The sequence below is a fragment of the Marinobacter sp. 3-2 genome, from assembly GCF_003751355.1.
Lineage (GTDB): Bacteria > Pseudomonadota > Gammaproteobacteria > Pseudomonadales > Oleiphilaceae > Marinobacter > Marinobacter adhaerens.
In genome coordinates this window covers 1,052,054-1,076,720 of the sequence record NZ_RJUQ01000011.1, presented here as the reverse complement: position 1 = coordinate 1,076,720, position 24,667 = coordinate 1,052,054, and the positions used below count along the sequence as shown (strand labels likewise).

The window sequence follows — 24,667 nt, the reverse complement described above, 5'->3', positions numbered from 1 at the left end:
GACGGGCATCAATTGCTGGCGTTGGCCACCTCGGCGGCCGCAATGTCGCGGATCTTGCCAACCATCGCCCTGAGCCCGTTGCCGCGGGTCGGGGAAATGTGCCGGAACAGGTCCAGCTGCTCGAATAACTCATCAATGTCCGTGGCCAGCAGGTCCCTCGGGGTTTTGCCGTTAAGGGCGACCAGGATGATGGCAGCTAGTCCACGAACAATCATGGCGTCGGAGTCAATCAACAGGTACAGCCGGCCACTGTCTTCATCGTAATGATGAATCAGCCAGACCTGGCTCTGGCAGCCATGAACATAGTTTTCTTCAACCCGGGATTCCTCGGGAAACGCAGGAAGCTGCTTGCCCAGATCAATGATAAAAGCGTAGCGCTCTTCCCAGTCGTCCAGCAGCTCGAAGCCATCGAGAACGTCATCCAGGGTGGTGTCTTTACCCAAGGGGTTGTTCAGAAAGTCCTGTTCACTGGCAGTCATTTACAGCATTCCCAGTTCGAGTTTGGCTTCGTCGGTGAGCATTTCGTTGCTCCAGGGCGGATCGAAGGTCAGTTCAACGGTCACCTTGTCCACATTGGGCACATGCTCGAGCTTGGTTTTCACATCTTCGGTTATCACCGGGCCCATGCCGCAGCCGGCGGCAGTCAGCGTCATCAGCACGTACACATGGTTGCCGTCTTCGGTACCATTTTCAATCCTGCACTCGTAAATCAGGCCCAGATCCACTACGTTCACCGGAATTTCCGGATCGTAGCAGTTCTGCATGGCTTCCCAGACCTGGTTTTCGTTGACGGTGCCGTCTTCCGGGGTTTCAAAGCTGCTTTCAAGGGGTTTCTTGCCGAGCGCGTCGGCATTGTGGCCTTCAATCCGGGCAAGGTTACCGTTAACAGCGACCGTAAAGGTGCCACCCAGCGACTGCGTGATGGTCACAAAGGTGTCCGACGGAATCATGATTTCGGTTCCGGAAGGAACAAGGCGGGCTTCCACCTCGCGTTTGGTCAGGACCACTTCCCGTTCTTGCATGCCTGTTCGGGCCTCGCTCTTTTCAATCTTTATATCGGATTACGCGACGGTAAAACTCTCGCCGCAACCGCACTCTGCGGTGGCGTTCGGATTGCGGAACTGGAACATGGAGTTCACGCCCTCCGTCACAAAATCGATCTCGATGCCGTTCACCAGCGGCAGATGCTCTTCTTTCACGAAAACATCGACGCCATCAATGTGAAACACCTTGTCGTCGGCGGCGGTGTCTTCCACCCATTGGGTTTCGTATTTGAAGCCGGAGCAGCCACTTTTCTTGATGGCCAGCCGAATGCCCTTGGCGTCCGGCTTTTTCTCCAGCTGTTTGCGCACGTGCTTGACCGCGCTGGGCGTCATGGTGACGGCGACGGTCGGGGTGAAGACTTCGGCTGTCATAATTCCACCTCCATCAGGCAAACAGACGCTGGACTTTCTGCAGGGCGGTAAACAATGTATCCACCTCGTCCAGGGTATTGTAGAACGCGAATGAAGCCCTGGCTGTACCGGGAACTCCATAGAAATCCATCAGCGGCATGGCGCAATGGTGGCCCGTGCGGATTGCGATTCCCTGCTGATCCAGCAGCGTGCCTATATCACTGGGGTGCAGGCCGGCAATTTTAAAGGATATAACCGGCACTTTGTTTTTTGCCGTACCGATAATCTCCATGCCGGGTACGGTTTCCACCAGCTGGTTGGCCCGCTCAAGGAGGGCGGTCTCGGCCGCTTCCATGGCGGAACGATCCAGGCCGTTCAGGTAGTCGATGGCGGCTCCCAGTCCGACTGCCTCGGCAATGGCCGGGGTGCCTGCCTCGAATTTGTAGGGCAGGGTATTCCAGGTGGTCCGCTCAAAGGACACTCGTTCGATCATCTCGCCGCCGCCCTGGTAGGGAGGCATTTCCTCCAGCAACTGGGCCTTACCGTAAAGCACACCAATACCTGTGGGGCCAAACAGCTTGTGCGATGAGAACACGTAAAAGTCGCAGCCCAGCGCCTGAACGTCCGGCTGGTAATGAGGTACCGCCTGGGCCCCGTCCACCAGGGTGATGATGCCGTGGGCCTTGGCCTGTTCAATCAGGGCCGCCACCGGGTTCACCGTGCCAAGAACGTTGGAAACGTGGGTGATTGCCAGCACCCGAGTCTTCTCATTGAGCAGGCTGGTGAAGGATTCAAGGTCCAGCTCGCCTTCCGGTGTCACCTGAACAGGCACCACTTTCGCACCCGTGCGCTCGGCAATCATCTGCCAGGGCACGATGTTGGCGTGGTGTTCCATGTGGCTCACCAGGATCTCGTTGCCAGCCCTCAGGCGCGGGGCGAGCCCATTGGCAACCAGGTTGATGGCCTCGGTCGTGCCGCGGGTCCAGATAATTTCCCGGGTGCTTTCGGCGTTCAGGAAGTTTCGAACAGTCTCGCGGGCACCCTCGAAGGCGGAGGTCGCACGGTCTCCCAGCGTATGGGCGCCCCGATGGACGTTGGAGTGCATCTCACGGTAATACCGATCCATGGCATCCAGCACAGCCTCCGGCTTCTGGGCCGACGCACCGTTGTCCAGATACACCAGGGGCTTTCCGTTTACCTGCTGGGACAGGATCGGGAAATCCCGGCGAATCGCGTCCACGTCGAAGGTGGTGCGCTTGGCGGTGCTTGCCACGGACAGATCGGTCATAACCGGTTACGCCTCCTGAAATGTCTGTTCGAAGAAGTGGTTCAGACGGCCCTGGACCGTCTCTCGCACTGCTTCAACCGGAATCTGCTCGACCAGCTCGTTGATAAAGGCCATGGTGAGCAGAACGTTCGCCTGACGCCGGCCGATACCCCGTGAAACCAGGTAAAACAGCGAGATTTCGTCAAGCTGGCCGATGGTCGCGCCATGGGCACATTTCACGTCATCGGCATAAATTTCCAGTTCCGGCTTGGTGTCAATCTCTGCCCCGTTGGACAGCAGCAGGTTCTTGTTGTTCATATCCGCATTGGACTTCTGGGCGTCCTGATGGATATGAATCCGGCCATTGAACACGGCGTGGGACTGGTCCGCTGCGATATTGCGATAGGTTTCTTCGCTGTTGCAGTGGGCAGCCACGTGCTCGATGGTGGTGTGGTTGTCATAGTGCTGTTTGCCCTGGGTAACAACTACCCCGTTGAGCTTGCACTCAGCGCCTTCACCTTCAAGCCGTACCTGCAGATCATGCCGGCGCAGGGGGCCACCAAACCCAACGGTATGGCTCTCAAAACGGGAGCTGCGCTGTTGCAGGACGCCGGTTGAGCCAATGTGCTGGACGTTCTCACCTTCCATGTTCAGGCGAATGCTGGTGATGTTGGCGCCGTCGGCCACATTGAATTCAGTGACGGTATTGACCATGACCTGGGCCGAGCCGCTGGAGATGTACTCCTCCACGAGCGTAATCTGGCTATGACGGCCGGCATCCACGAAAATGCGCGGGAAAGCCGAACCGCTAGCCTCGGCCGTTACCTCATGAACAATGAACAGCGGCTGGTCGAGCACTGCGTCTGGCTTCAGGCGAATCAGCAGGCCGTCTTCAAAACGGGCTGAATTCAGCCGGGCCATCTGAACCGCCTTGTTGTCCAGGGTGCTGTCCAGGCGGTCCGCCAGATCGCTGGCTTCCTCATCGCTCAGATCGCCGAAGCTCTTGATGCTGATGCCGTCCAGATCCGGATATTCGCAGGCCTCTGGCATCATTACACCGTTAAGGAACGCAACCTTGTAGCCGGGCACTGCCAGGCCGCTGCCGGTCTTGCCATCCGCCGGCAGGGAGATGGCCATGTCGTCGGTCAGCTTCAGGTACTTGCTGGAGTATTTCCAGTTTTCGGTTTTCCGGGTCGGCAACGGCATGTCGACCAGAGCGGTTCCACGCTGCTTGCGCAGGGCGAGCAGGGGCTCCGGCAGGGACTGCCCGGCCGGGTGCAGGAACGAGGTGGAAAGAGTGGGTGCTGGTTTCATTCCGCGACCTCCTTAGTTGGCTGAACTGTCGGCAGTGTCTTCATCCTTGATGCCCAGCCAGCCGTAGCCGCGTTCTTCCAGCTCCAGCGCCAGCTCGCGGCCACCGGATTTGATGATCTTGCCGCCCGCCAGAACGTGCACGTAGTCCGGCACAATGTGGTTCAGCAGACGCTGGTAGTGGGTCACCATCAGGATGGCGCGGTCTTCCGCGCGCAGAGCATTCACGCCGTCAGAAACAACCTTCAGGGCGTCGATATCGAGCCCCGAGTCGGTCTCGTCGAGAATCGCGAGCTTCGGCTGCAGCAGCAGGGCCTGCATGATCTCATTACGCTTCTTCTCACCACCGGAGAAGCCCTCGTTGACGCCCCGCTTCAGGAACGCCGGATCCAGATCCACCTGCTTGGAAATTTCTTTGGCGAGCTTCATGAACTCGGCCGCGTTCATCTCGTCCTGGCCTTTGTGCTGGCGCATGGCGTTCACGGCGGTGCGCAGGAACTGCAGGTTGCTCACGCCGGGTATTTCTACCGGGTACTGGAACGCAAGGAAGATACCTTCGCGGGCACGCTCTTCGGTTTCAAGTTCCAGCAGGTTGTCGCCGTTCAGGGTGATTTCACCCTCGGTAACTTCAAATGCTTCGTTGCCTGCCAGCACCTGCGACAGGGTGCTCTTACCAGAGCCGTTGGGGCCCATGATGGCGTGAACTTCCCCGGCCTTGATTTCCAGGTTGATGCCCTTGAGGATTTCTTTGCCCTCAACGGATGCGTGCAGGTTCTTGATGCTCAGCATTTGTAGCGTCTCTCTCATTTAACCGTCTGAATTCTGTTGCCTGCCCCTAACTGGGGGAGTCAGCCATCGGGCAGGCCCTTCCGGGATACGCTGTAAATACATCCCTGTACGCTCGACGAAATCATCCCTGATTTCGACGATCCCGGAAGGGCCTGCCCGACGGCTTCTGCGATACTTTTGTGCTTGCCGTCCTGTTAACCAACGGACCCTTCGAGGCTCACCTCGAGCAGCTTGCCGGCCTCGACAGCGAACTCCATGGGCAGCTCTTTGAACACTTCCTTACAGAAGCCGTTCACGATCATGGAGACCGCCTGTTCCGGGTCGATACCGCGTTGGCGGCAAAGGAACATCTGCTCGTCGCTGACCTTCGAAGTGGTTGCCTCGTGCTCTACGATGGCCGACTTGTTCTTGCTTTCGATGTAAGGGAACGTGTGGGCGCCGCAGCGGTCGCCGATCAGGAGCGAATCGCACTGGGTAAAGTTACGTGCACCTTCCGCCCCGGGGCCGAATTTCACCAGGCCGCGGTAAGCGTTGGAGCTCTTGCCGGCGGAAATACCCTTGGAGATGATTGTGCTGGAGGTGTTCTTGCCCAGGTGAATCATCTTGGTGCCGGTGTCGGCCTGCTGGTAGTTGTTGGTCAGTGCCACGGAATAGAACTCACCAACGCTGTTTTCGCCACGCAGGACACAGCTCGGATACTTCCAGGTGACCGCGGAGCCGGTTTCGACTTGGGTCCAGGAAATCTTGGAGTTCTTGCCGATGGCGGCGCCACGCTTGGTGACAAAGTTGAAAATGCCGCCTTTACCTTCTTCATCACCCGGGTACCAGTTCTGCACCGTGGAGTATTTGATCTGGGCGTCGTCCAGGGCCACCAGTTCAACAACCGCAGCGTGCAGCTGGTTCTCGTCCCGCATGGGCGCGGTGCAACCTTCAAGGTAACTCACGTAGCTGCTGTCTTCGGCAATAATGAGAGTACGCTCGAACTGTCCGGTGTTGGCTGCGTTGATGCGGAAATAGGTGGACAACTCCATGGGGCAGCGAACGCCCTTGGGTACATAGACAAAGGTACCGTCGGAGAAGACCGCGGAGTTCAGCCCGGCGAAAAAGTTGTCACCGGCAGGCACTACCGAGCCCAGGTATTTTTTGACCAGCTCCGGGTAATCCTGGATCGCTTCGGAGATGGAACAGAAAATAACGCCGGCCTTGGCCAGTGGCTCCTTGAACGTTGTTGCTACGGAAACCGAATCGAAGACGGCATCAACAGCCACGCCCGCCAGCTTTTCACGCTCGTGCAGGGGGATGCCCAGCTTTTCGTAGGTTTTCAGCAGTTCCGGATCCACTTCGTCCAGGCTCTGGGGCATGTCTTCCGGACGCTTGGGCGCGGAGTAATATGAAATCGAGTTGTAGTCGATTTTCGGATAGCCCACATGGGCCCAGTCCGGCTCGTCCATCTCGAGCCAGCGACGGTAGGCTTTCAGCCGCCACTCCAGCATCCATTCCGGTTCTTTCTTGAGGCCGGAAAGGCGGGCGATAACGTCTTCATTAAGGCCGGGTTCGAATGTGTCGGATTCAATGTCTGTTACAAATCCGTATTCGTATTCCCGTTTGATCAGCTCGTTCACCTCGGTGTCGGTGGTCGCCATGATCGTCGCTCCGTATTCTCTCATCGCGGGCTTGCGCCCTTGGTGTCGCCGGCAGCCTCATGAATGGGCTGTCGATCGGATGTCATCAGTTTGGGTGTTGCAGTGATCGCTCATCCTGTGAGTACGCCCTGCAATCGCTTTTTGGATGACGGACTTCCAAAGCTGATGCTGATAAATAAGCAGAAAAGCAGCTTGAATCCATCGTTTCTGGGCAGCGATTATACAATACCAGAGTAAAATAGTCAGGTATTAATTTGAACGTGGGGTGATTATACCTTAATCGGCCTTTGGGGCACTAAGGGGGTGGTAATGAGGCTGATAGTTAGGTTCTTGCAGGACTGGAGTTTTTGAGAAGGGCGCCAAGCGGGATTGCCTCCCAAAACACGCCGTGAACCTATCCCTGGGGGCTCGGCATTGCCATCCATGGCAATGCACGGTTTTGGGAGGCAATCCCGCTTGGCGCCTCAGACTAATTGCTAGTCGCCGGTAGCCAGGATTCTGGTGAGGTAGCTGTGCTCCAGAGTTTGTGGAAGATCAGCCGGTTTTGGAATTCGAACGATATGCCCGCTGCCCGGCGCATAGTCCATGGCCTGGCTGTTTCGGTTTTCCATGACATTAGCCGAGAACCGGATGTTGCCGGCTGGGCTGATCAGTTCCAGTTGGTCGCCGGGCGCGAATTTGTTTTTCACGTCTATGGTCAGCCACTGGTCATCCAAGTCAGTAATGGTGCCAACCACCTGCTGGGTGCCAAGGAATGAGGAGCCCTGTTCGTAGGTCTGGTATTCCCGGGGCATATGGCGGCGCAGGAAGCCTTCGGTATAGCCCCGGTTGGAGAGGGCTTCCAATTCGTCCATCAGGTTCATGTCGAACGGCTTTCCTTGCATCGCCTCGTCGATGGCGCGGCGGTAGACCTGGGTGGTGCGGGCCACGTAGTAGGTGCTCTTCGTGCGGCCTTCGATTTTCAGGGAATGAACGCCCATCTTTGCCAGTTCAGCGACGTGTTGAACGGCTCTCAAATCCTTTGAGTTCATGATGTAGGTGCCGTGCTCGTCTTCATAGGCGGGTATGAATCCGCCCGGGCGGTTGGGCTCTTCCAGCAGGATTTCTTTCGGTGCCACCTCCTGTACGTCGCCGCCGCCACAGGTGGCGATCAGGTCGCCGGTCTGGTCGTGGCCGTGCTGGACCTGTTTGTAGTTCCAGCGGCAGGCGTTGGTGCAGGCACCCTGGTTGGCGTCCCGGTGGTTCATGTAACCCGAGAGCAGGCAGCGGCCAGAATAAGCCATGCACAGGGCGCCGTGAACGAAGATTTCGAGCTCCATCTCCGGGACCCGTTCGCGGATCTCGCGAATTTCATTCAGGGCCAGTTCACGGGAGAGGATGACCCGGCTGATTCCCTGGCGCCGCCAGAACTCTACCGTGGCCCAGTTCACCGCGTTGGCCTGTACTGAAAGATGGATGGGTTGGTCTGGCCATTTTTCCCGCACCAGCATGATCAGGCCGGGATCCGACATGATCAGCGCGTCGGGTTTTCGTTCCAGTACTGGCGCCAGATCTCTCAGATAGGACCGCACCTTGTCGTTGTGAGGTGCTATGTTGGAGACAAGGTAGAACTGTTTGCCCAGTTCGTGGGCCCGTTCAATGCCCGCGCCAAGCGCTGCAACGTCTTTGAAACTGTTGTTTCTTACTCTCAGCGAATAGCGCGGCTGGCCGGCGTAGACCGCATCGGCGCCATAGGCAAAGGCGGTTTCAAGGTGTTCGGGGGTGCCCGCGGGGGCGAGCAGTTCCGGGGTGTTCATAGTGGCTCCGGGCGATTCTGAAAACGGGGCATTCTGCCGTATGCCGTCGGCCGTTCCCTTGATCCTGCTCAAAGGTCTTATTGATTGTTTTCGGCTAACATGTGTACGCTCACGGTTCGGGCTTTTCGGGCCGAAGCGTTGCAAAGGAGGAATTCAGGATGGCATCAAAGCCTCTGACGCCAGAGGTGGCGCGGGCTTCGCTGAGTGTCAGGGTCAGTTCCCTGATCAGTGTTCAGCTTGCTCGTGGCAAAGTTGGTGTGGAAGTCGTGGCGTCGCAGCTGCATATGAGCCGCTACACGTTGCACAAGAAACTGAAGCGTGAAGGGCTGACATTCGCCCGTTTGCTGGAGGATGTTCGCCGCAGGCAGGCGCTGACCTACATGCAGGACAGGACCAAACCGCTGGTGGAGATTGCCGAGCAGCTCGGTTTTTCGGAGTTGAGCGCATTCAGCCGGGCTTTCAAGCGCTGGATGGGAACATCCCCGGCTGAATATCGCTCTGTCAGGCTATCCTGATCCGGATCAGACTTTTTTGAACACCAGTGAGGCATTGGTACCACCAAAGCCAAAGCTGTTGCTCATCACCAGGTCCAGTTTCTGGTTATCCATGCGTTCCCGAACGATCGGGTAGCCTTCGGCCCCTTCATCAAGGTCCTGGATATTTGCCGATGGAGCAATAAAGCCTTCACGCAGCATGATCAGGCTGTAAATAGCCTCGTGTACGCCCGCCGCGCCAAGAGCGTGGCCGCAAAGGGGTTTGGTGGAGCTCAGCGGCGGGATCTTGTCGCCAAACGTCTCTTTCAATGCTTTCAGCTCGGTGATGTCTCCGGCCGGGGTGCTGGTGCCGTGAGTATTCACGTAGCTGATTTCGCCATCCAGGTTCTTCATTGCCTGCTTCATGCAGCGCACTGCGCCCTCGCCACTCGGGGCAACCATGTCGGCGCCATCGGAAGTTGCACCGAAGCCGACGAGCTCTGCCAGGATGTTTGCGCCCCGCGCTTCTGCGTGCTCCAGCGCTTCAAGGGCCAACACACCGCCACCACCAGAAATCACGAAGCCGTCCCGGTTCGCGTCATAGGTGCGTGACGCCAGTTCAGGCGTGTCGTTGTATTTCGTCGACAGGGCGCCCATGGCATCGAACAGCAGGCTCAGGGTCCAGTGGATATCTTCGCCACCGCCGGCAAACATGACATCCTGGCGCCCGAGAGCAATCAGATCGGCGGCATGGCCGATCGAATGCGCGCTGGTAGCGCAGGCAGAGGTGATGCCGTAGTTGATGCCGCGAATGCCAAATCCGGTTGCCAGTGACGCATTGATCGCACTGCCCATGGTGCGCGGCACGCGATAGGGCCCGACACGGCGGATACCGCGGTCGCGATGGGTATCGATGGAATCCAGCAGCTCAACCGTCGAGGCGCCGCCCTGGCCAAAGATGATACCGGTGGTGTCGGCCTTGATGTGCTCATCGGTCAGCCCGGCCTGCTCGATAGCCTCAAGCATCGCCAGATAGGTGTAACCGGAAGCGGGGCACATGAAACGCCACAGTTTCCGGTCAATCAATTCGGGCAGGTTCAGGTTGATCTGGCCGCAGATGTGGCTGCGCAGACCATTGTCCCGGGCCTCTTCGCTAAAGCCGATGCCTGAGCGGGATTCCCTGAGTGACTGGGCGACTTCCTTCTGGTTGGTACCAAGGCTGGAAACAATGCCCATACCGGTGATTACAACACGACGCATCCTGTTAACTCCTAAAAATCATCGGTCGAGGTGAACATGCCGACCCGCAGGTCTTTGGCTGTGTAGATTTCCCGGCCGTCTACCTCCATCCGGCCATCGGCAATTGCCATGGTCAGTTTGCGCCTGATCACGCGTTTGAGATCCAGACGGTAGGTGACTTTCTTGGCCGTTGGCAAGACCTGGCCGGTGAACTTCACTTCACCGGCGCCCAATGCGCGGCCCTTGCCTTCACCGCCACCCCAGGCGAGGAAGAAGCCTACCAGCTGCCACATGGCATCGAGGCCGAGGCAGCCCGGCATCACGGGATCATCAACGAAGTGCACCTTGAAGAACCACAGGTCCGGATTGATGTCGAGCTCCGCTACCAGGCTGCCCTTGCCGTAGAGGCCGTCGTCGTCCGCAATGTGCGTGACGCGGTCAAACATCAGCATCTCGTTGATGGGCAGGCGCATGGAGCCGGGGAAGAGCTCGCCATGGCCGCATTTGATCAGGTCTTCTTTGTCAAAATGATCCGGGTTCATAGTGCCAGTGTCTCTGTTACAAAATGATTTCCTCATACTTTAGCTCGAATTTCGGGAGCTGCTATTGACCTTTAGTGGATGATTGCCGGTTTGAAGTTCCCCGAACTCGTCTGTTAATCCCGTTTGATGGTCATCAAGGTGCTTGTGCGACCGAATGGAAAATGCTCAGCCTTCTCGGCCATCCGGTCTGGGGCTGGCCAGGATGGCGGTGTAGCGGTACAGGAATATACCAAAGGCGACCAGCCAGAGCAGTGCGCTGCCACCAATGCCCGGGTGCCATGGGATGATCTCGAAGGCTGTGAGTACTCGTACCAGCGCGGCCAGATGAATTGCAACGAAGGCAAACACCATTCCCTTCGGCAACACCAGCGGTCTGCCGCTGTGGCCGAGGGCGACCCGGGAAATAACCCCCAGAATCAGGCACGCCACCGCCCCGGTGCCGGCTGCATGGCTCCAGGCGTTGGAGGGCCAGCCCGCGAACAGTGTGCCTGCCAGCAGGAACAGGGCCACCGGCACCCACAGGATGGACAGGTGCAGAATCCAGAGCAGGGGCTCCTGGCGTACGAGCCAGCCCTTCCATCCCGCCAGACGCACCAGCATAAGCCCACCGGACAGCAGCGCCAGCAAACCAGTAACGGTTTGCCAGCCAGTCACCAGGGATGCCATCAGCAGAATCAGGCTGAATACAGTTGCCATGTCCAGCGCGGGAATGGTCTTTACAGCGTTGCTGTCGAGTCCCCTCTGGCGCAACCAGCCGGTGGAAAACGCCGGAGTGATGCGGCCACCGACAATACTGATCAGTGCCATGGCCATGATCAGGGCACCATAGCTGAAGGCCATGTCGAGGCGGGTGACAAAGCCAATCTGCATCAGCCAAAGCAGGCCGAGTACCACCATGATCATCAGTTGTCGTTTTTGCCGGGCGTGCCAGATACGCCAGCCGGCATCCACCATCACCAGGGGCAGGAATGCCAGGTTTACTCCCTGAACCAGCCAAAAGGGCAGGTCAGCACCGGTTGCCAGCAGTACACGGCCGGCCAGCCAGACGCCCCAGAGCAGCACCAATCTGAATCCATGGGTTCGTTCCGTCTGGGTCCACACGCACACTGCGGTTAACAGGAACCCCGCGATCGCTGCCGACAGAAAGCCAAACAACATCTCGTGCTGGTGCCAGAATAACCCGGGCATGGCCAGTGGAAGACTGATAACACCATTGACCTGCATCACCCAGAGGGGAATGACGGCAAGGGCCAGAACGGTCATGGACAGAAAGAAAATCCGAAAGGGGTAGGAAAATAATTGGCTGACGCTGACCGACGCCCGTTCAGGGGAAGTAGAAATGGCCCGCATAGATGTCTCCCATATACATGTATTCTGTGTATATGTTAAACCCTGACAACCGCGTTAACCATACCTGCTTGTAGGTAGATTGCGTACAATGCGGCAAAACGCCTGTTAACTAAGGAACTTTCATGACCGCGTACATGATTCTGAAACACCTGCACGTGACCACCGCGTACCTCACCATCACCCTCTTTGCCCTGCGTCTGCTCCTGGACGCCGTCGGAAGACCTGGGTGGCGACAGACACCGCTGCGGTTTATTCCCCACATCAACGACACCATTTTGCTGGTGGCGGCGATCTCTCTGGTTTTTGTGGCCGGGTACGCTTCGGCCATGCCGGGTTGGCTGATTGCCAAAATTGTCTTACTGGTCGGCTACATCATCGCTGGCGTGTTCGCCCTGAAAACCACCCTCGGAAAGCCCGTTCGAATTTCCGCGGCGGTACTGGCCCTGGTGCAGGTTACGGCCATTCTTCATCTGGCCCTGGCCAAGCCGTTCTGAGTCAGCGCTTTTCGCTGATCTGCTTCGTCAGCTCCGCCAGTTGTACCTGAACGGCCTGGAGCTGGCGGGCAATTTCGTCCCGCTCATCGTGGGCCTTCTGGGCCTGCTTGGCGTTCTGCTCCTCACTCATGACCTCCAGGATTGCCCCGATCATCATATTCAGGAAAACAAACGCCGTCAGGAATATGAAGGTGATGTAGAAAACCCAGCTCAGCGGATACTGCTCCATGGTGGCGTACATCACATCCGTCCAGTCCTCGAAGGTAGCCACCCGGAAGAGTGTCAGCATGGCAATGGCCACGTCGCCCCAGAGTTCCTCGTCCACGCTGGCGAAGAACATCGAACCCATGGCCGCGTAAATGTAGAAAATGATGAACATCAGCAGGGCGATGTAGCCCATGCGCGGAATCGCTTTTAGCAGCGAGTTGATCAGGAACCGGAGCTCCGGAACCACCGACACCAGGCGCAACACCCGGAAAACCCGCAACAGACGTCCCAGCAGAACCGCTTCGGAGTTATCCAGAGGAATCAGGCTGCCGATGACCACGAGGGTATCGAACAGGTTCCATCCGTCGAACAGAAAACGTTTCTTGTTAGCGCACACACCAAATCGGAACAGGATTTCCAGCAGGAAAAACAGGGTGATGGCGTTGTCCATCACGATGAGCGACTTCTCCACCAGGGGAGGCAGATCATAGGTTTTGGCGCCGATGGTCAGTGCCGACAGGATGATGATGGTGATGACTGCGCCCTGGAAAACCTTGCTGGACTCAATGCGGCGGAGTTTCTCGAAACCGGAGGCGGGGTTCAGTTGGGACGGCATGGCAGGCGACGGCTCCAGAAGATTCGGGGAAGGCCGAATTCTAAAGGGCCGGGACAGAATTGGATAGCCTCAACAAGGGTCGTTCGTTGTGCAAGGTGTCCCGCTGGGTGTAATTAGCAGGATTTATTCAGCCTGATCAGAAATATTCATTCGTGCGATCCGCAAACCCTTCCCATAATCAAGTCGCAAACAATAAAACCAAAAAGCGAGTGACAATCCATGGAAGATAGACCGGAGTTAGCCGGCTGGCGCTGGGGGCCGTTCACGTTCCGCGTGCCCTTTTACCACACGCGCCTGTGTTGGTCCGAGTTCCTGCAAGGGCTGTTTGTTTCAGCCGCTACAGGCCTGGCATTGATTCCCGTAATGACCGCCTTCTTCGGCCTCAGTTTTGAAGAAGCCGTCGCATTGTCGATGATCCATGCCTCCCTGATTGCCTCGGCGGTGATTGTTTTCGGCGAGCCCTACGCTGGCGGCTGGATTACCCCCGCGTTGCCCCTGATTCTGGCGTTTGTAATAGGGGGCTACGAGGACCCGGTGAGCCGGTTCCAGGCGATGACCGCGCTGAGCCTGGTGTTTGCCTCGCTTGTCCTGTTTCTCGGGATAACCGGCCTGGGTCGTCGCTTCGTGATCTGGCTACCCGACACGCTCAAGGCCGGCATCATTCTCGGGGCGTCGATAGCTGCGCTCAAGCGGGTGTTCGTGGACGATGCCGAGCGCTTTCTGCTTGAACAGCCCATCGCCACGGGTCTTGCCTGTGCCATCTGTTTGATATTCACGTTCTCCATTCCAATGCAGAAGCTCAAGGAGCGCAGCCGATTCTTCTTTATGTTGGGAGCCCTGGGCCTGCTGCCGGGCTTTCTGGCCGCGGCCATCGTCGGGCCCTTGGTTGGCGAGGTGGATTTCGATATTCAATGGGGAATCCTGGTGCCACCACTGGGCGAGGCATTGGCGAAGGTTTCTCCACTGGCCATCGGCTGGCCGTCCCAGGAGATGATTCTCCAGAGTATTCCGCTGGCACTGATTGCCTACATCATTCTGTTTGGCGATCTGGTCACCGGGAATGAAGTGCTCCGGGATGGCTTGAAGGTGCGCAAGGACGAGCACGTGGATATCAACCTGAACCGCACCCATTTCTCCCTGTCGATCCGTAACGCCATCATGGGTGTTGTGGCGCCCTTCTTCCCTACCCAGGGAGCGGTGTGGACCGGCGTACATGTAATTGTGGTGCAGCGCTGGAAGCAGGGGCCGAAGGCCATGAACAGCTTGCACAGCGGCCTGGCCTCCTACTACCTGATGGGCCTGCCGTTCATCTTCTTCCTGTTGCCGCTGCTGACCGGGCTCAAACCGCTGCTGGGTGTTGCGCTGTCGCTGACTCTCGTGCTGACCGGTTTTGCCTGTGCTTACATTGCCATGTCGATCCCGAGGGACAATGCCTCAAGGGGTACGGTGGTTCTGATCGGCGCTGCTCTGGCGTTCTTTGAGCCATGGATGGGGCTGTTGATAGGCGTGGTGGCAACCCTGGCTCTCGTGGGCTGGGATCGCAGCCCGGACCCGATTCCCCACGACGAGTGACGAGCTGATGGCAGATCCCTGGTGTCAGCCAGCCTGGCCCAGGATGATCTGCCATTCCTCCTCGCTCACGGGCATCACCGAGAGCCGGTTACCCTTGCGGACCAAAGGCAGGTCCTCAAGCCCGGCCATGGATTTAAGCTTATCCAGCGGGATCAGTTTCGGCAGGGAGCGAACGTACTTCATGTCCACGGCTTGCCAGCGAGGCTTCTCAGCGGTGCTCTTGGCATCAAAATAGGGCGATTCAGGATCAAACTGGGTCGGATCTGGATAGGCGCTGCGAACGACCTTTACGATACCGGCTATCCCGATGTGTTTGCAGCTGGAGTGGTAAAGAAAGACCTCGTCACCCTCTGCCATGCGCGCCAGAAAATTCCGGGCCTGGTAGTTGCGCACGCCATCCCAGGGGATTACACCGTTCGGGGCCTTGGCAAAATCCTCGATGCCGCATTCTGCAGGTTCTGATTTAACCAGCCACTTCGTCATGATGTCTCACCCCTGTTTCCGGATCTGCCTCATCGCACCTGGCAATTATACGGAAAAGCCCCGCTGTGCGGGGCAACAAGGCGTAATTGGTGAAACGCTTCATGAGCGTCCCGCGGTTGGCGGTGGCGCCAGCGGTTCTCTCGGCTTTTTGCGGTTCAGCGGGTAAAACAACTGTGGCGAAGCCAATTCCGGCAAGTCCGTTCTTTCCTCGTTTGCGGCCCATTCCACCCGCTCGGCAGACCGGATTGCGTAGTGCATCCACATAAGAGCAGCGGCGACGATCACGAACATCAGCATGAAACAGCTCTGCCAGATCCCGGTGAGATCGTTCAGTACGCCGAATGTCAGCGGCAGGATGAATCCGCCGAGGCCGCCAATCATGCCGACTACACCGCCCACTGCGCCGACGTGCATGGGGTAGTAAACCGGAATGTGTTTGTATACGGCGGCCTTGCCCAGGGACATGAAAAAGCCGAGGACAAAGATCAGGGCTACAAACATGGGCAGGTTCATGGCCAGGGTAAAGCGGATATCGCCATCAATGCCCTGTACCACATAATCGGTGGGCGGGTAGCTCAACAGAAACGTGCACAGAACCGACGCTCCGAAGGTCCAGTACATTACCCGGCGGGCGCCGAAACGGTCCGACATCCAGCCACCGAGAATCCGGAACAGGGACGCTGGGATGGTATAGAGCGCCGCAATGATGCCGGCGGTTTTGATGTCCAGGCCGTAAACGCCGATCAGGAAGTGCGGCAGCCAGAGCGCCAGGGCCACGAACGCGCCAAAAACGAAAAAATAGTACAGGGCAAACCGCCAGACCCTCAGTTCCCGCAGCGGCTCCATCTGCTCCATGAAGGACTTTGCCTTTTCGCCCGCGCGCTCGGCGGCCATCGGGTCTTCCTTGGCCAACACGATGAAAACAACACCCATGATTGCCAGCACCGTGGCGTAGATCTGGGCAGTGCTTTCCCAGCCGAATGCGACCAGCAGGAATGGCGCTCCGAAATTGGTCACCGCCGCCCCAACGTTACCTGCACCAAAAATCCCCAGCGCCGTTCCCTGCCGTGCCGGCTCAAACCAGGCCGCTGTGTAGGCAACGCCCACGATGAATGCGCCACCGGCCAGGCCAACGCCGAGAGCCCCTACCAGAAGCATGATGTAGGTGGTTGCGAAGGTCAGCAGGTAAACGCAGGCAGCGGTGGTGAGCATCAGTATGCCAAAGACCCAGCGACCACCGTACCGGTCTGTCCAGATGCCCAGGAAGAGTCGGCTGATGGAGCCGGTGAGAATGGGGGTCGCCATCAGAAGGCCCAACTGGGTATCCGATAAACCCAGATCCTCGCTTATCCGGATGCCGATGATGGAAAAGATGGTCCACACAGCGAAGCACAGGGTGAAGGCGAACGTGGACAGACCCAGGGCGCGATACTGCTCGGGTTTTGACGGGCTGATGGCCATGCGTACCTCCTTCCGAATGTTGATCGAGGATGTTTGAAAGCACCTCTGAAACCCTATCAAAACCCGGGATTTCGGGTGCGGGGCATTGGAGGTACCTCCTGCTGGGTGCAGTGGTGGTAGGCAATTCCGGGATTTTGAAGGGAGAGGGATAGATCCTTGATTTCTCTCGTGGGGTACGCGCTGTCAGCGTTGATTTACGTCAATTATGGGCGGCATCGGAGTGTGGGCTAATGCTGACAGATATCAATGGATGTCCTTTGATCTGCCCTTGAGTAGGGCACCGGAAAATGCCTTCGGGAGAACCCAGAAATGAAAATCATGATTGCCTACGACGGCTCGCGAAATGCCAGGTTGGCACTGGCACAGACCATCACCATGTTCCGCGACCTCAAGCCTGTGATCACTCTGGTCGCAGTTGCTGAAAACCCACGGGACATCACCTCCGGAAACGAGGATATGTTCCAGCAGGAAGTTGCCGATCTCAAGAAGCATCTTGCCGAGGCCATGGAGGTTTGCAGCCAGGAACAGATCTCTGCTGCAAACATGCTTCTGGAGGGTGACCCCAGAAAGATGCTGTTGTTCGCGGCGGAGAAGAAGATCCATCCCGACATGCTGGTCCTCGCACGTCACAGCCATGAGCCCGATGGCGGCTTTATTGCCCGCTCACTGACCTATTTCGTGGACGAACTGGATTACATGACCTTCGGCAGTGTGAGTTCGTTTCTCGCCCGCCGCATCCAGTGCCCGCTTCTTATCCTGCCCAGCCGCTAGGTCTGGCTATAACCGTTTCTGTAATTGAAAGCCCAGGGAGGCTGACATGAAAGTCGCAGACGTTTTCCACGTCAAGAATCCGGAAGTCAGGGCACTGCACCTGACCTGGATTGCATTCTTCATTACCTTTTACGTGTGGTTCAACATGGCGCCGCTGGCATCGAGTATGCTCAAAAGCGTCGACTGGCTGACCGCCGATGACCTACGCCTGTTTGCCATCTGCAACGTGGCATTAACCATTCCAGCCCGGATCATCGTGGGCATGGCCCTGGACCGTTTTGGTCCCCGTCGCGTGTTTTCCGTTCTGATGGTCCTGATGTCCATCCCGGCCCTGGTGTTTGCCTTTGGTAACACCATGACCCAGCTCCTGGTCAGCCGTCTGGTGCTCAGCTCCATTGGTGCCAGCTTTGTGGTGGGTATCCACATGACCGCCATGTGGTTCAAGCCGAAAGACATCGGCTTTGCCGAGGGCTTTTATGCCGGTTGGGGCAACTTTGGCTCCGCCGCGGCGGCCATAACACTGCCAACCATCGCGCTGCACATGTATGGCGGTGAAGACGGCTGGCGCTGGGCCATCGCCCAGAGCGCGATCGTGATGGCGGCCTATGGTGTCTACTACTGGTTTGCGATTACCGACGGCCCGGCAGGCACGGTCCACCGCAAGCCCCGCAAGGCCGTTGCGCTGGAAGTCAGCAGCTGGGTCGACATGATCAAGCTGATCCTCTGGACCATCCCGCTGGTGGGCGTTCTGGCCATTCTGGTATGGCGCATCGAGAACATGGGCTATCTGAGTGCCACCGGCGCCTTCATCTGCTACGCCGTGATTGTCGCAATCGTGTGTTACCAGATTATCCAGATTCTCAGAGTAAACGTTCCCTTGCTGAAACAGGGCGTGCCGGAAGACGACAAATACCCGTTTAACAGCGTGGCAGCGTTGAACAGCACGTACTTCGCCAACTTCGGCGCCGAGCTTGCCGTGGTCTCCATGCTGCCGATGTTCTTCGAGGAAACCTGGAGCCTGAGTGCGACCGCCGCCGGCCTTATTGCTGCTTCTTTCGCCTTCGTGAACCTGGTGGCGCGCCCGATGGGTGGCCTGGTTTCAGACCGTATGGGTAACCGCCGGTTTGTGATGCTCAGCTACATGTTCGGCATCTCGGTCGGCTTCGCGCTCATGGGTCTGATGAACTCCAACTGGCCGCTGATTATCGCCGTGGGCATTACCGTATTCACCTCCTTCTTCGTACAGGGTGCCGAGGGCGCAACCTTTGGTATTATTCCCTCTATCAAGCGGCGCCTGACAGGCCAGATTTCAGGCATGGCCGGGGCTTATGGCAATGTGGGCGCGGTTGTGTACCTCACCATCTTCACCTTCGTAACCCCGACTCAATTCTTCTACATCATTGCCGGTGGCGCGTTCATCAGCTGGCTACTGTGTATCATGTGGCTGAAAGAGCCGGAATCCGGGTTTGCCGACGAGTATCAGGTGTCTTCTGTGGATCTCCAGATCGAAGAGGAAGAGCGGCGTCGACAGGCTGCGGCGACCAGCTAACCCTGCACTATTGAAGAAAAGGCCGCCGAGGCACTGCCCGGCGGCCTTTTTTCGTTGGTAGGGGAGTCTTTCGGGGATCACTGTTGGTCTTCACGCGGCCCGGGCGCAGGTCTTGCTGTAAATCAGATCTGACGGGAATCTGGATCTGGTGCTCACCTCAGATCAGAAATGATCGTATCCGAATTTCATGTATGTGATTCCAGGACTCAGTACCAACCGCCAGGCCAGTTCGATATCGTCGCTGCACTCCCGATCATAGGCCCATACGGTGTCCGTCAGGCATTCGAGCCAGAGGTCGTAGAGGTAGGGCTTGATATTCAGATGGCGGGCGCTGTGCAGGCAGGCAATTCGATGGAGGACATTGTCAACGTTGCCGCTGGCGTAAAAGGCCACGAGGCTGAAAAAGGATTTCTTCAGCATGCTTCGCTAAACCGCCATATCCGTGTTGCGAAACAGTACCCGGACTTCAGGTGAAGACATGAGGAACCGGCGATAGAAGGCTTCAAAGAAGTCAGGTAGCTCAGGTGGACTCTTGAGGACGCGCTCGTAGCTTGCGTCGAACAGCTCTTCGAAGGACATGGCAGGCTCCCTGGTTCTATCGGGATTAAATCCAATATTCTGAATCTGGCATTTGCCGGCGTTTGCGTCATTTCGTCCGGTCGAGGCAGTCGAGGCGGGAGCCTTCAGTAGAGATCAGGCGTAAAAAAACCGGCGTCCTTGACGGACGCCGGCTGTTTTTAGGAGCGTGGTATCAGGGATTCTCGATGTACGCGCCCTTGCGCAGGTAGAACCACCAGTTAACCACCAGGCAGAGGGCGTAGAACACCGCAAATCCGTACATGGCCACTTCCGGGGTGCCGGCCTGGATTTCCTGGCCCATGACCCGGGGAGCGATGAACGCGCCGTAGGCGGCAACCGCGGAGGTCCAGCCCAGAACCGGGCCTTTCTGCTGCTGGTTGAAGATGAAGCCGATGCTGCGGAAGGTGGAACCGTTGCCGATGCCGCTGGCCGCAAACATGATGATGAACAGGATCAGGAACGGCGCAAAGTAGGCGTTCGGATCGGTGGAGTTGTAGGCCAGCATCATCACATAGCCAGTCGCCACAGATGCCGCGACCATCACAACCGAGATGATCTGGGTAACGATGGATCCGCCCACCTTGTCGGAAATCCAGCCGCCTACAGGGCGAATCAGCGCGCCCACAAACGGTCCCATCCAGGCCCAGGTCAGTGCGCTTGGCGCATCCGGGTTCACCACGCGGGTCACGGTGCCGTCGGCTGCGACGTCCATCATGTTGCCGAAGATAACGCTGATGGACAGCGGCAGGGCCGCGGAGAAGCCGATGAATGAGCCGAAGGTCAGTATGTAGAGCACGGTCATGGACCAAGTGTGCTTGTTGCTGAAGATGGCAAACTGATTCTGGATGTTCGGTTTGATATCGCCGGGGATCAGTCGCAGAAGAATCAGCGTGAGCACGATGGTCAGGGGCAGGGCCAGCCACATGTTCAGTACGCTGAGAGCCCAGACGCCGGCGATGGAAGCGAGAATACCCACGCCATACAGTCCGAGAATCTTGCCAAATGCTGAAAGCGGGTTGCCCGGGTTCGGGGTAACCACTTTCAGGTTGTTCATGCCGAACCAGCCGGCAAACGCCAGCGGAATCAGGAATACCAGCCAGATAAAGCCGGCGTTCTGGATCCAGGTATCGGTACCCGCTTCAATGCGGCCAATCAAGGTGCCGCTCGGGCTCTGTAGCTGCATCGGGTCGCCGGCGAGAGCGCCGAAGATGCCCACTGTCATTACCAGTGGGATGACCACCTGCATGGTGGTGACACCGAAGTTACCGAGACCGGCATTCATGCCCAGGCCATAGCCCTGTTTGCTTTTCGGGTAGAAGGTGCTGATGTTGCTCATGGAGCAGGCAAAGTTACCGCCACCGATACCGGAGAGCAGTGCCAGGGCCTGGAACACGATAAACGGTGTGTCTGGGTTCATCAGGGCGATGCCGGTACCGGCAGCAGGAATCATCAGCAGGGCGGTGGTCAGGAACACCGTGTTTCGCCCGCCGGCAATCTTGATCATGAACGAGGCCGGGATCCGCAAGGTGGCCCCGGACAGGCCGGCAATCGCAGAAAGGGTAAACAGCTGATCAATGGTGAATGGAAAACCCAGGTTCTTCATCTGGGTGGTGATCATTCCCCACATCAGCCAGACGGCAAAGCCCATCAGCAGGCTGGGTATGGAAATCCACAGGTTGCGGGAAGCGATACGCTTGCCTTCCCGTTCCCAGAATTCTTCGCTTTCGACATCCCAGTGTTCGATGTCTGCGTTGGTCCTGCTCTTTGCGCCAATGTGGCCGGCGCTCGCTGTACTGTTAGCCATGATTCGTGCTCCTCGGTTTGCATACCCCTTTGCCTCCGGTCAGAGGCGTCAGGGCTTTGTGCCATTGTGCAAAGCAGGAGGGGGGCTAATTCTTGATATTGCTCAAGGACAAGACGGCGGGGTGAGTGGCCGGTTTTTATACGCTCTTCAAGGGCTGTTTGAGCTCTGAAAAAATAATTAAAATCAAAAAGATACGGTGGTAATAATCCGAAGGGGGTAGGCAAGCCGGTTGTCAGCGCAGTGGAGGTAGCCAATCATTTCCACCCGGGCGGGCGTGAGTTGCTCCAGGTCATGCCGCATTCTTGACCCCCAAGACTCCCGAAACTATCAGTAAAAATAACGCGGGATACATTTCAAAGGTGCATCATGAATATTACAGAGCTTGCCCGTCTACCTTTTTCCGGCAATGGCGCGTGGTCCGAATTGCGACGCCTCGACCTCTCCATTCCGTTCCTGGCCTGGGTGGTGGTAGTACCGATGTCGTTTCTGCCGCCGGTGCTGCTCTATTATGCCGGCACGCACTACGGCGACGCCTTCATGCAGGGCTTCGGTGACAAAGAGTGGCGGTTTATAACCACGATCCTTTTCCTGGCAGAGCTACTGACGTTCTTCGTGATGGGGTGGCTGATTCACGCGGTTATGAACAGTCATCAATTGAAAATCCGCTATCAGGATGCCTATTTGCTGGCCGCAATTGCGCCGCTGCCGCTCTGGTTGTCATCACTGGCATTGTTGATGCCGGTGCTGGCAGTGAGCGTGGTGGCGGTTTTCGCTGCTTTGTTCCTTTCCTGCGCACTGGTGTACCAGGGCGTTCGTTCATTTTGCGAGCGAAGCGATAACGATGTGGTGGTCATGTCCGCCACTTACACGGTGATGGCAGCGTCCTTGCTGGCATGGGGTGTTCTGATGGCCATGGTCTGGGCATTCTGATCAGACCACATGGGGCAGCACGCCATAGTAGATGGCACTGAAGTGGCAGGCGCTGCCGCCGATCACGAACAGGTGCCAGATCGCATGCATGTAAGGTATGCGGTCAGCCAGGTAGAAGGCGACGCCGGCGGTGTAGACAACGCCGCCGGCAATCGTCAGGTTCAGGGCGGTCTCACTCAGGTTGGCCACCAGATCGGAAGAGGCGAAAGTGATCAACCAGCCCATGGCGATATAGATGCCGACCCTCGCCAGTTTGAACCGGTTCTTGAAAATAACCTTCAGCACCACCCCGGTAATCGCCAGTGACCAGATCACCGCAAACAGCGTCCAGCCCACTGAGCCTCGCATGTTTACCAGGAGGAACGGCGTATAGGTACCGGCGATCAGCAGAAAAATGGCGCAATGATCCAGGGTCTTGAAGGCGCTTTTCAGTTCCGGCCGCCTGGCACTGTGATACAGGGCGGAGGCCAGGTATAGCAGGATCAGCGAAGCGCCAAAAATACTGAAGCTGACTATCTTCCAAATATCCCCGAACTGGCTGGCGCCAATGATCAAGGCCGCAGTGCCGATAATGCTCAGGATGGCTCCGAGCCCGTGGGTGGCACTGTTCAGCCATTCCTCAATGCGGTGATGGGTATTGGGTGCCGGGGATGGAGTTGCTGTCGCTGTCACTGAATGGTCTTCCTGATATGTCATGCCAATAAAATACTTGAGCGTACACGTGTACGCAATGGCCCAGAGTGACCATCCTGTGAGGCTGTTCAGAAAAACTGAATAACCTGTCGGAAAACTTCCGATTTCTCTCGAGTCTGCCTGTGGTTAGCATCCGTATATCGATTTAAAGACACGGGAGGTTTTTCTCATGGCAAAAGTACTTGTGCTCTATTACTCCATGTATGGCCACATCGAGACGATGGCAAACACCATTGCCGACGGCGCTAAAGGCGTTGACGGTGTCGATGTAACCATCAAGCGCGTGCCCGAGACGATGGGCGACGAAGCGTTTGCCAGTGCTGGCGGAAAGTCGGATCAGGAAGCGCCAGTGGCTGATCCGAAAGAGTTGGCAGAATACGATGCGGTGATTTTCGGTACGCCCACTCGTTTCGGCAACATGGCGGGCCAGATGCGTACCTTTCTGGACCAGACGGGTGGCTTGTGGGCTGAAGGCAAGCTCCACGGCAAAGTAGCCAGCGTGTTCACGTCTACCGGCACCGGGGGCGGACAGGAGCATACTATCAGCTCTTTCTGGACCACCCTGGCGCACCACGGCATGGTGATTGTGCCCCTCGGGTATGGCATTCCAGAGTTCTTCGATATCTCTGAAGTGAACGGTGGAACGCCCTATGGCGCTTCAACCATCGCCGGTGGCGATGGCTCCAGGCAACCGAGTGAAAAGGAACTCGCCATTGCCCGCTTCCAGGGTAAGCACGTTGCCGAACTGGCAGTAAAGCTGCACGGATAAGACTGAGGTTTTAGCAAAGCGTTGAGCGTTTTTCAGGGCGGCAGGCGAGAGCTTGCTGCCCTTTTTTATGCAGCGCTCCTGGAGCCTCGCCTTCACAGTCAGGTTCTTGCGGCTCCGGTTTTCAGACGGGAAAAAGTCGCCGGCACAACACCGAGCCATGACGCCAGCTGATTGTCCGGCACCCGTTTGACCAGTTCCGGATATTCCTCGAGCAATAACCGATATCGATCACGGGCCGGCATTGTGTGCTTTCGGAATTCCCTCATGCTGGTGAGCTCTGCGATTTCTTCTGTCAGTGCCAGGGCGAACTGGGGCCAGAGCCCCTCTCCATGAGACTGGATCGCCGACCGGAAAGCCGAGAAGTCGGCCACCCAGGTAGTCACCGGCGTGACCGTAGTCAGGCAAAGGGTATTGCGTACCGTGCGGGTTCGGCCAAAAACCGGCCAGACCATATCGCCTTCGGAAAAGAAATGGTGCACCGACACCTTGCCACTTGGCGCTTCCCGGAAAAGCCGGAGTATGCCGTACTGAATCAGGTAAACGTTTGCCCAGGGTTTATCGTGCTTTTCCAGTGCAGTTTCGGGGTCCACCCGTCTGAGGTGGAACAGGCGTGCAAGGTCTGCCAGAAACCGGGCGTCCGGATCATTTTCATGGCCCGCCAGACGAATACCGAATACCCGGCTCAGGCCATGCAGGAGGGCTGCCGACTCTGGTGCGGCATCCTGCTCAACAATATCCGGGTTGTTTTCTCCCAGCATGCATGGAGCCGAGGAGACGTCTGGCCTGAAAATACTGTTCATGGCATTGACCCTGTTATGAGTGTCACCTCAATTATGGTATCAGAGAAGAATCTTTTGAAATGACTTAAATCATTAAGGCTTTTTCACTGAGTCGATATCGCGATTCGCTGAAAGTTCAGTGATAGACTCCGCCTC

26 protein-coding genes are annotated in these 24,667 nt (G+C 57.4%); 7 read left to right on the top strand and 19 right to left on the bottom strand.

Annotation, left to right across the window (positions count from 1 at the left end; translation table 11 throughout):
- Nucleotides 1-8 precede the first annotated feature (8 nt).
- The 8 genes from EDB94_RS06865 to yegQ all read right to left on the bottom strand — a co-directional run bounded on the left by EDB94_RS06865 (nt 9) and on the right by yegQ (nt 8,200).
- Complete coding sequence (locus tag EDB94_RS06865; protein ID WP_008169334.1) at nt 9-479, bottom strand: SufE family protein; 471 nt, start codon at nt 477-479, stop codon at nt 9-11.
- The gene (gene sufT / locus EDB94_RS06860; protein WP_008169336.1) at nt 480-1,022 is read right to left on the bottom strand and encodes a putative Fe-S cluster assembly protein SufT; all 543 of its coding nucleotides are present in this window, start codon (nt 1,020-1,022) and stop codon (nt 480-482) included.
- Nucleotides 1,023-1,061: 39 nt separating this feature from the next.
- The gene (locus tag EDB94_RS06855; RefSeq protein WP_008169339.1) at nt 1,062-1,415 is read right to left on the bottom strand and encodes an iron-sulfur cluster assembly accessory protein; all 354 of its coding nucleotides are present in this window, start codon (nt 1,413-1,415) and stop codon (nt 1,062-1,064) included.
- A 13-nt stretch (nt 1,416-1,428) separates the two neighbouring features.
- Nucleotides 1,429-2,682, bottom strand: a complete 1,254-nt coding sequence (locus tag EDB94_RS06850; RefSeq protein WP_108017863.1) for an aminotransferase class V-fold PLP-dependent enzyme — start codon at nt 2,680-2,682, stop codon at nt 1,429-1,431.
- 6 nt (nt 2,683-2,688) lie between these two features.
- Complete coding sequence (gene sufD / locus EDB94_RS06845) at nt 2,689-3,975, bottom strand: Fe-S cluster assembly protein SufD (protein WP_108017862.1); 1,287 nt, start codon at nt 3,973-3,975, stop codon at nt 2,689-2,691.
- Between the two features lie 12 nt (nt 3,976-3,987).
- On the bottom strand, nt 3,988-4,761 hold the full coding sequence (gene sufC / locus EDB94_RS06840) for a Fe-S cluster assembly ATPase SufC (RefSeq protein ID WP_108017861.1): 774 nt from the start codon (nt 4,759-4,761) through the stop codon (nt 3,988-3,990).
- A gap of 194 nt (nt 4,762-4,955) precedes the next feature.
- On the bottom strand, nt 4,956-6,404 hold the full coding sequence (sufB, locus tag EDB94_RS06835) for a Fe-S cluster assembly protein SufB (protein ID WP_008169346.1): 1,449 nt from the start codon (nt 6,402-6,404) through the stop codon (nt 4,956-4,958).
- 476 nt (nt 6,405-6,880) lie between these two features.
- Nucleotides 6,881-8,200, bottom strand: a complete 1,320-nt coding sequence (gene yegQ, locus EDB94_RS06830; RefSeq protein ID WP_108017860.1) for a tRNA 5-hydroxyuridine modification protein YegQ — start codon at nt 8,198-8,200, stop codon at nt 6,881-6,883.
- A 158-nt stretch (nt 8,201-8,358) separates the two neighbouring features.
- Between yegQ and EDB94_RS06825 the strand changes: the two genes are divergently transcribed.
- A complete protein-coding gene (locus EDB94_RS06825; RefSeq protein ID WP_014578227.1) occupies nt 8,359-8,715 on the top strand; it encodes a helix-turn-helix transcriptional regulator in 357 nt (118 codons plus the stop codon).
- A 6-nt stretch (nt 8,716-8,721) separates the two neighbouring features.
- On the opposite strand, the gene fabB is transcribed toward EDB94_RS06825, so the two are convergent.
- From fabB to EDB94_RS06810, 3 genes are all read right to left on the bottom strand, one after another.
- Nucleotides 8,722-9,933, bottom strand: a complete 1,212-nt coding sequence (gene fabB, locus EDB94_RS06820) for a beta-ketoacyl-ACP synthase I (protein WP_008169352.1) — start codon at nt 9,931-9,933, stop codon at nt 8,722-8,724.
- An 11-nt stretch (nt 9,934-9,944) separates the two neighbouring features.
- Nucleotides 9,945-10,454: a bifunctional 3-hydroxydecanoyl-ACP dehydratase/trans-2-decenoyl-ACP isomerase gene (gene fabA, locus EDB94_RS06815; RefSeq protein ID WP_008169354.1), complete on the bottom strand. Its 510-nt coding sequence runs from the start codon at nt 10,452-10,454 to the stop codon at nt 9,945-9,947.
- 165 nt (nt 10,455-10,619) lie between these two features.
- Nucleotides 10,620-11,804, bottom strand: coding sequence for an NnrS family protein (locus tag EDB94_RS06810; RefSeq protein WP_062781102.1), 1,185 nt, complete (start codon nt 11,802-11,804; stop codon nt 10,620-10,622).
- Nucleotides 11,805-11,926: 122 nt separating this feature from the next.
- On the opposite strand from EDB94_RS06810, the gene EDB94_RS06805 reads away from it, so the two are divergent.
- Entirely contained in the window at nt 11,927-12,298 is a 372-nt protein-coding gene (locus tag EDB94_RS06805; RefSeq protein ID WP_041645567.1) for a SirB2 family protein, read from the top strand.
- Between the two features lies 1 nt (nt 12,299).
- Here EDB94_RS06805 and EDB94_RS06800 read toward each other — a convergent pair whose 3' ends face one another.
- Nucleotides 12,300-13,121, bottom strand: coding sequence for an ion transporter (locus EDB94_RS06800; protein WP_014578224.1), 822 nt, complete (start codon nt 13,119-13,121; stop codon nt 12,300-12,302).
- A 219-nt stretch (nt 13,122-13,340) separates the two neighbouring features.
- Between EDB94_RS06800 and EDB94_RS06795 the strand changes: the two genes are divergently transcribed.
- Nucleotides 13,341-14,693: a hypothetical protein gene (locus tag EDB94_RS06795; RefSeq protein ID WP_108017859.1), complete on the top strand. Its 1,353-nt coding sequence runs from the start codon at nt 13,341-13,343 to the stop codon at nt 14,691-14,693.
- Between the two features lie 24 nt (nt 14,694-14,717).
- Here the strand turns inward: EDB94_RS06795 and EDB94_RS06790 are convergent, their stop codons facing one another.
- Nucleotides 14,718-15,176 (bottom strand): EVE domain-containing protein, encoded by a 459-nt coding sequence (locus EDB94_RS06790; protein WP_092032093.1) that lies wholly within the window; start codon nt 15,174-15,176, stop codon nt 14,718-14,720.
- Nucleotides 15,177-15,275: 99 nt separating this feature from the next.
- Nucleotides 15,276-16,637, bottom strand: coding sequence for a nitrate/nitrite transporter (locus tag EDB94_RS06785; RefSeq protein ID WP_104270729.1), 1,362 nt, complete (start codon nt 16,635-16,637; stop codon nt 15,276-15,278).
- Nucleotides 16,638-16,946: 309 nt separating this feature from the next.
- Between EDB94_RS06785 and EDB94_RS06780 the strand changes: the two genes are divergently transcribed.
- Together EDB94_RS06780 and EDB94_RS06775 are read left to right on the top strand one after the other, a co-directional pair.
- Complete coding sequence (locus tag EDB94_RS06780; protein ID WP_108017858.1) at nt 16,947-17,408, top strand: universal stress protein; 462 nt, start codon at nt 16,947-16,949, stop codon at nt 17,406-17,408.
- 46 nt (nt 17,409-17,454) lie between these two features.
- A complete protein-coding gene (locus EDB94_RS06775) occupies nt 17,455-18,957 on the top strand; it encodes an MFS transporter (protein ID WP_062781114.1) in 1,503 nt (500 codons plus the stop codon).
- Between the two features lie 162 nt (nt 18,958-19,119).
- Here the strand turns inward: EDB94_RS06775 and EDB94_RS20860 are convergent, their stop codons facing one another.
- From EDB94_RS20860 to EDB94_RS06765, 3 genes are all read right to left on the bottom strand, one after another.
- Nucleotides 19,120-19,377 carry a hypothetical protein gene (locus EDB94_RS20860; protein WP_260312525.1) on the bottom strand — a complete coding sequence of 86 codons (258 nt, stop codon included), beginning with the start codon at nt 19,375-19,377 and terminating at the stop codon, nt 19,120-19,122.
- 6 nt (nt 19,378-19,383) lie between these two features.
- A complete protein-coding gene (locus tag EDB94_RS20855) occupies nt 19,384-19,536 on the bottom strand; it encodes a hypothetical protein (RefSeq protein ID WP_260312524.1) in 153 nt (50 codons plus the stop codon).
- A gap of 172 nt (nt 19,537-19,708) precedes the next feature.
- The gene (locus tag EDB94_RS06765) at nt 19,709-21,340 is read right to left on the bottom strand and encodes an antiporter (RefSeq protein WP_108017857.1); all 1,632 of its coding nucleotides are present in this window, start codon (nt 21,338-21,340) and stop codon (nt 19,709-19,711) included.
- A 366-nt stretch (nt 21,341-21,706) separates the two neighbouring features.
- Here EDB94_RS06765 and EDB94_RS06760 point away from each other — a divergent pair, with 366 nt between their 5' ends.
- Entirely contained in the window at nt 21,707-22,270 is a 564-nt protein-coding gene (locus EDB94_RS06760; protein ID WP_062781120.1) for a Yip1 family protein, read from the top strand.
- On the opposite strand, the gene EDB94_RS06755 is transcribed toward EDB94_RS06760, so the two are convergent.
- Nucleotides 22,271-22,966: a hemolysin III family protein gene (locus EDB94_RS06755; protein ID WP_108017856.1), complete on the bottom strand. Its 696-nt coding sequence runs from the start codon at nt 22,964-22,966 to the stop codon at nt 22,271-22,273.
- Between the two features lie 166 nt (nt 22,967-23,132).
- On the opposite strand from EDB94_RS06755, the gene wrbA reads away from it, so the two are divergent.
- A complete protein-coding gene (gene wrbA / locus EDB94_RS06750; RefSeq protein ID WP_014578220.1) occupies nt 23,133-23,732 on the top strand; it encodes an NAD(P)H:quinone oxidoreductase in 600 nt (199 codons plus the stop codon).
- A 98-nt stretch (nt 23,733-23,830) separates the two neighbouring features.
- Here the strand turns inward: wrbA and EDB94_RS06745 are convergent, their stop codons facing one another.
- Nucleotides 23,831-24,532 carry a Crp/Fnr family transcriptional regulator gene (locus EDB94_RS06745; protein ID WP_053112975.1) on the bottom strand — a complete coding sequence of 234 codons (702 nt, stop codon included), beginning with the start codon at nt 24,530-24,532 and terminating at the stop codon, nt 23,831-23,833.
- Nucleotides 24,533-24,667 lie beyond the last annotated feature (135 nt).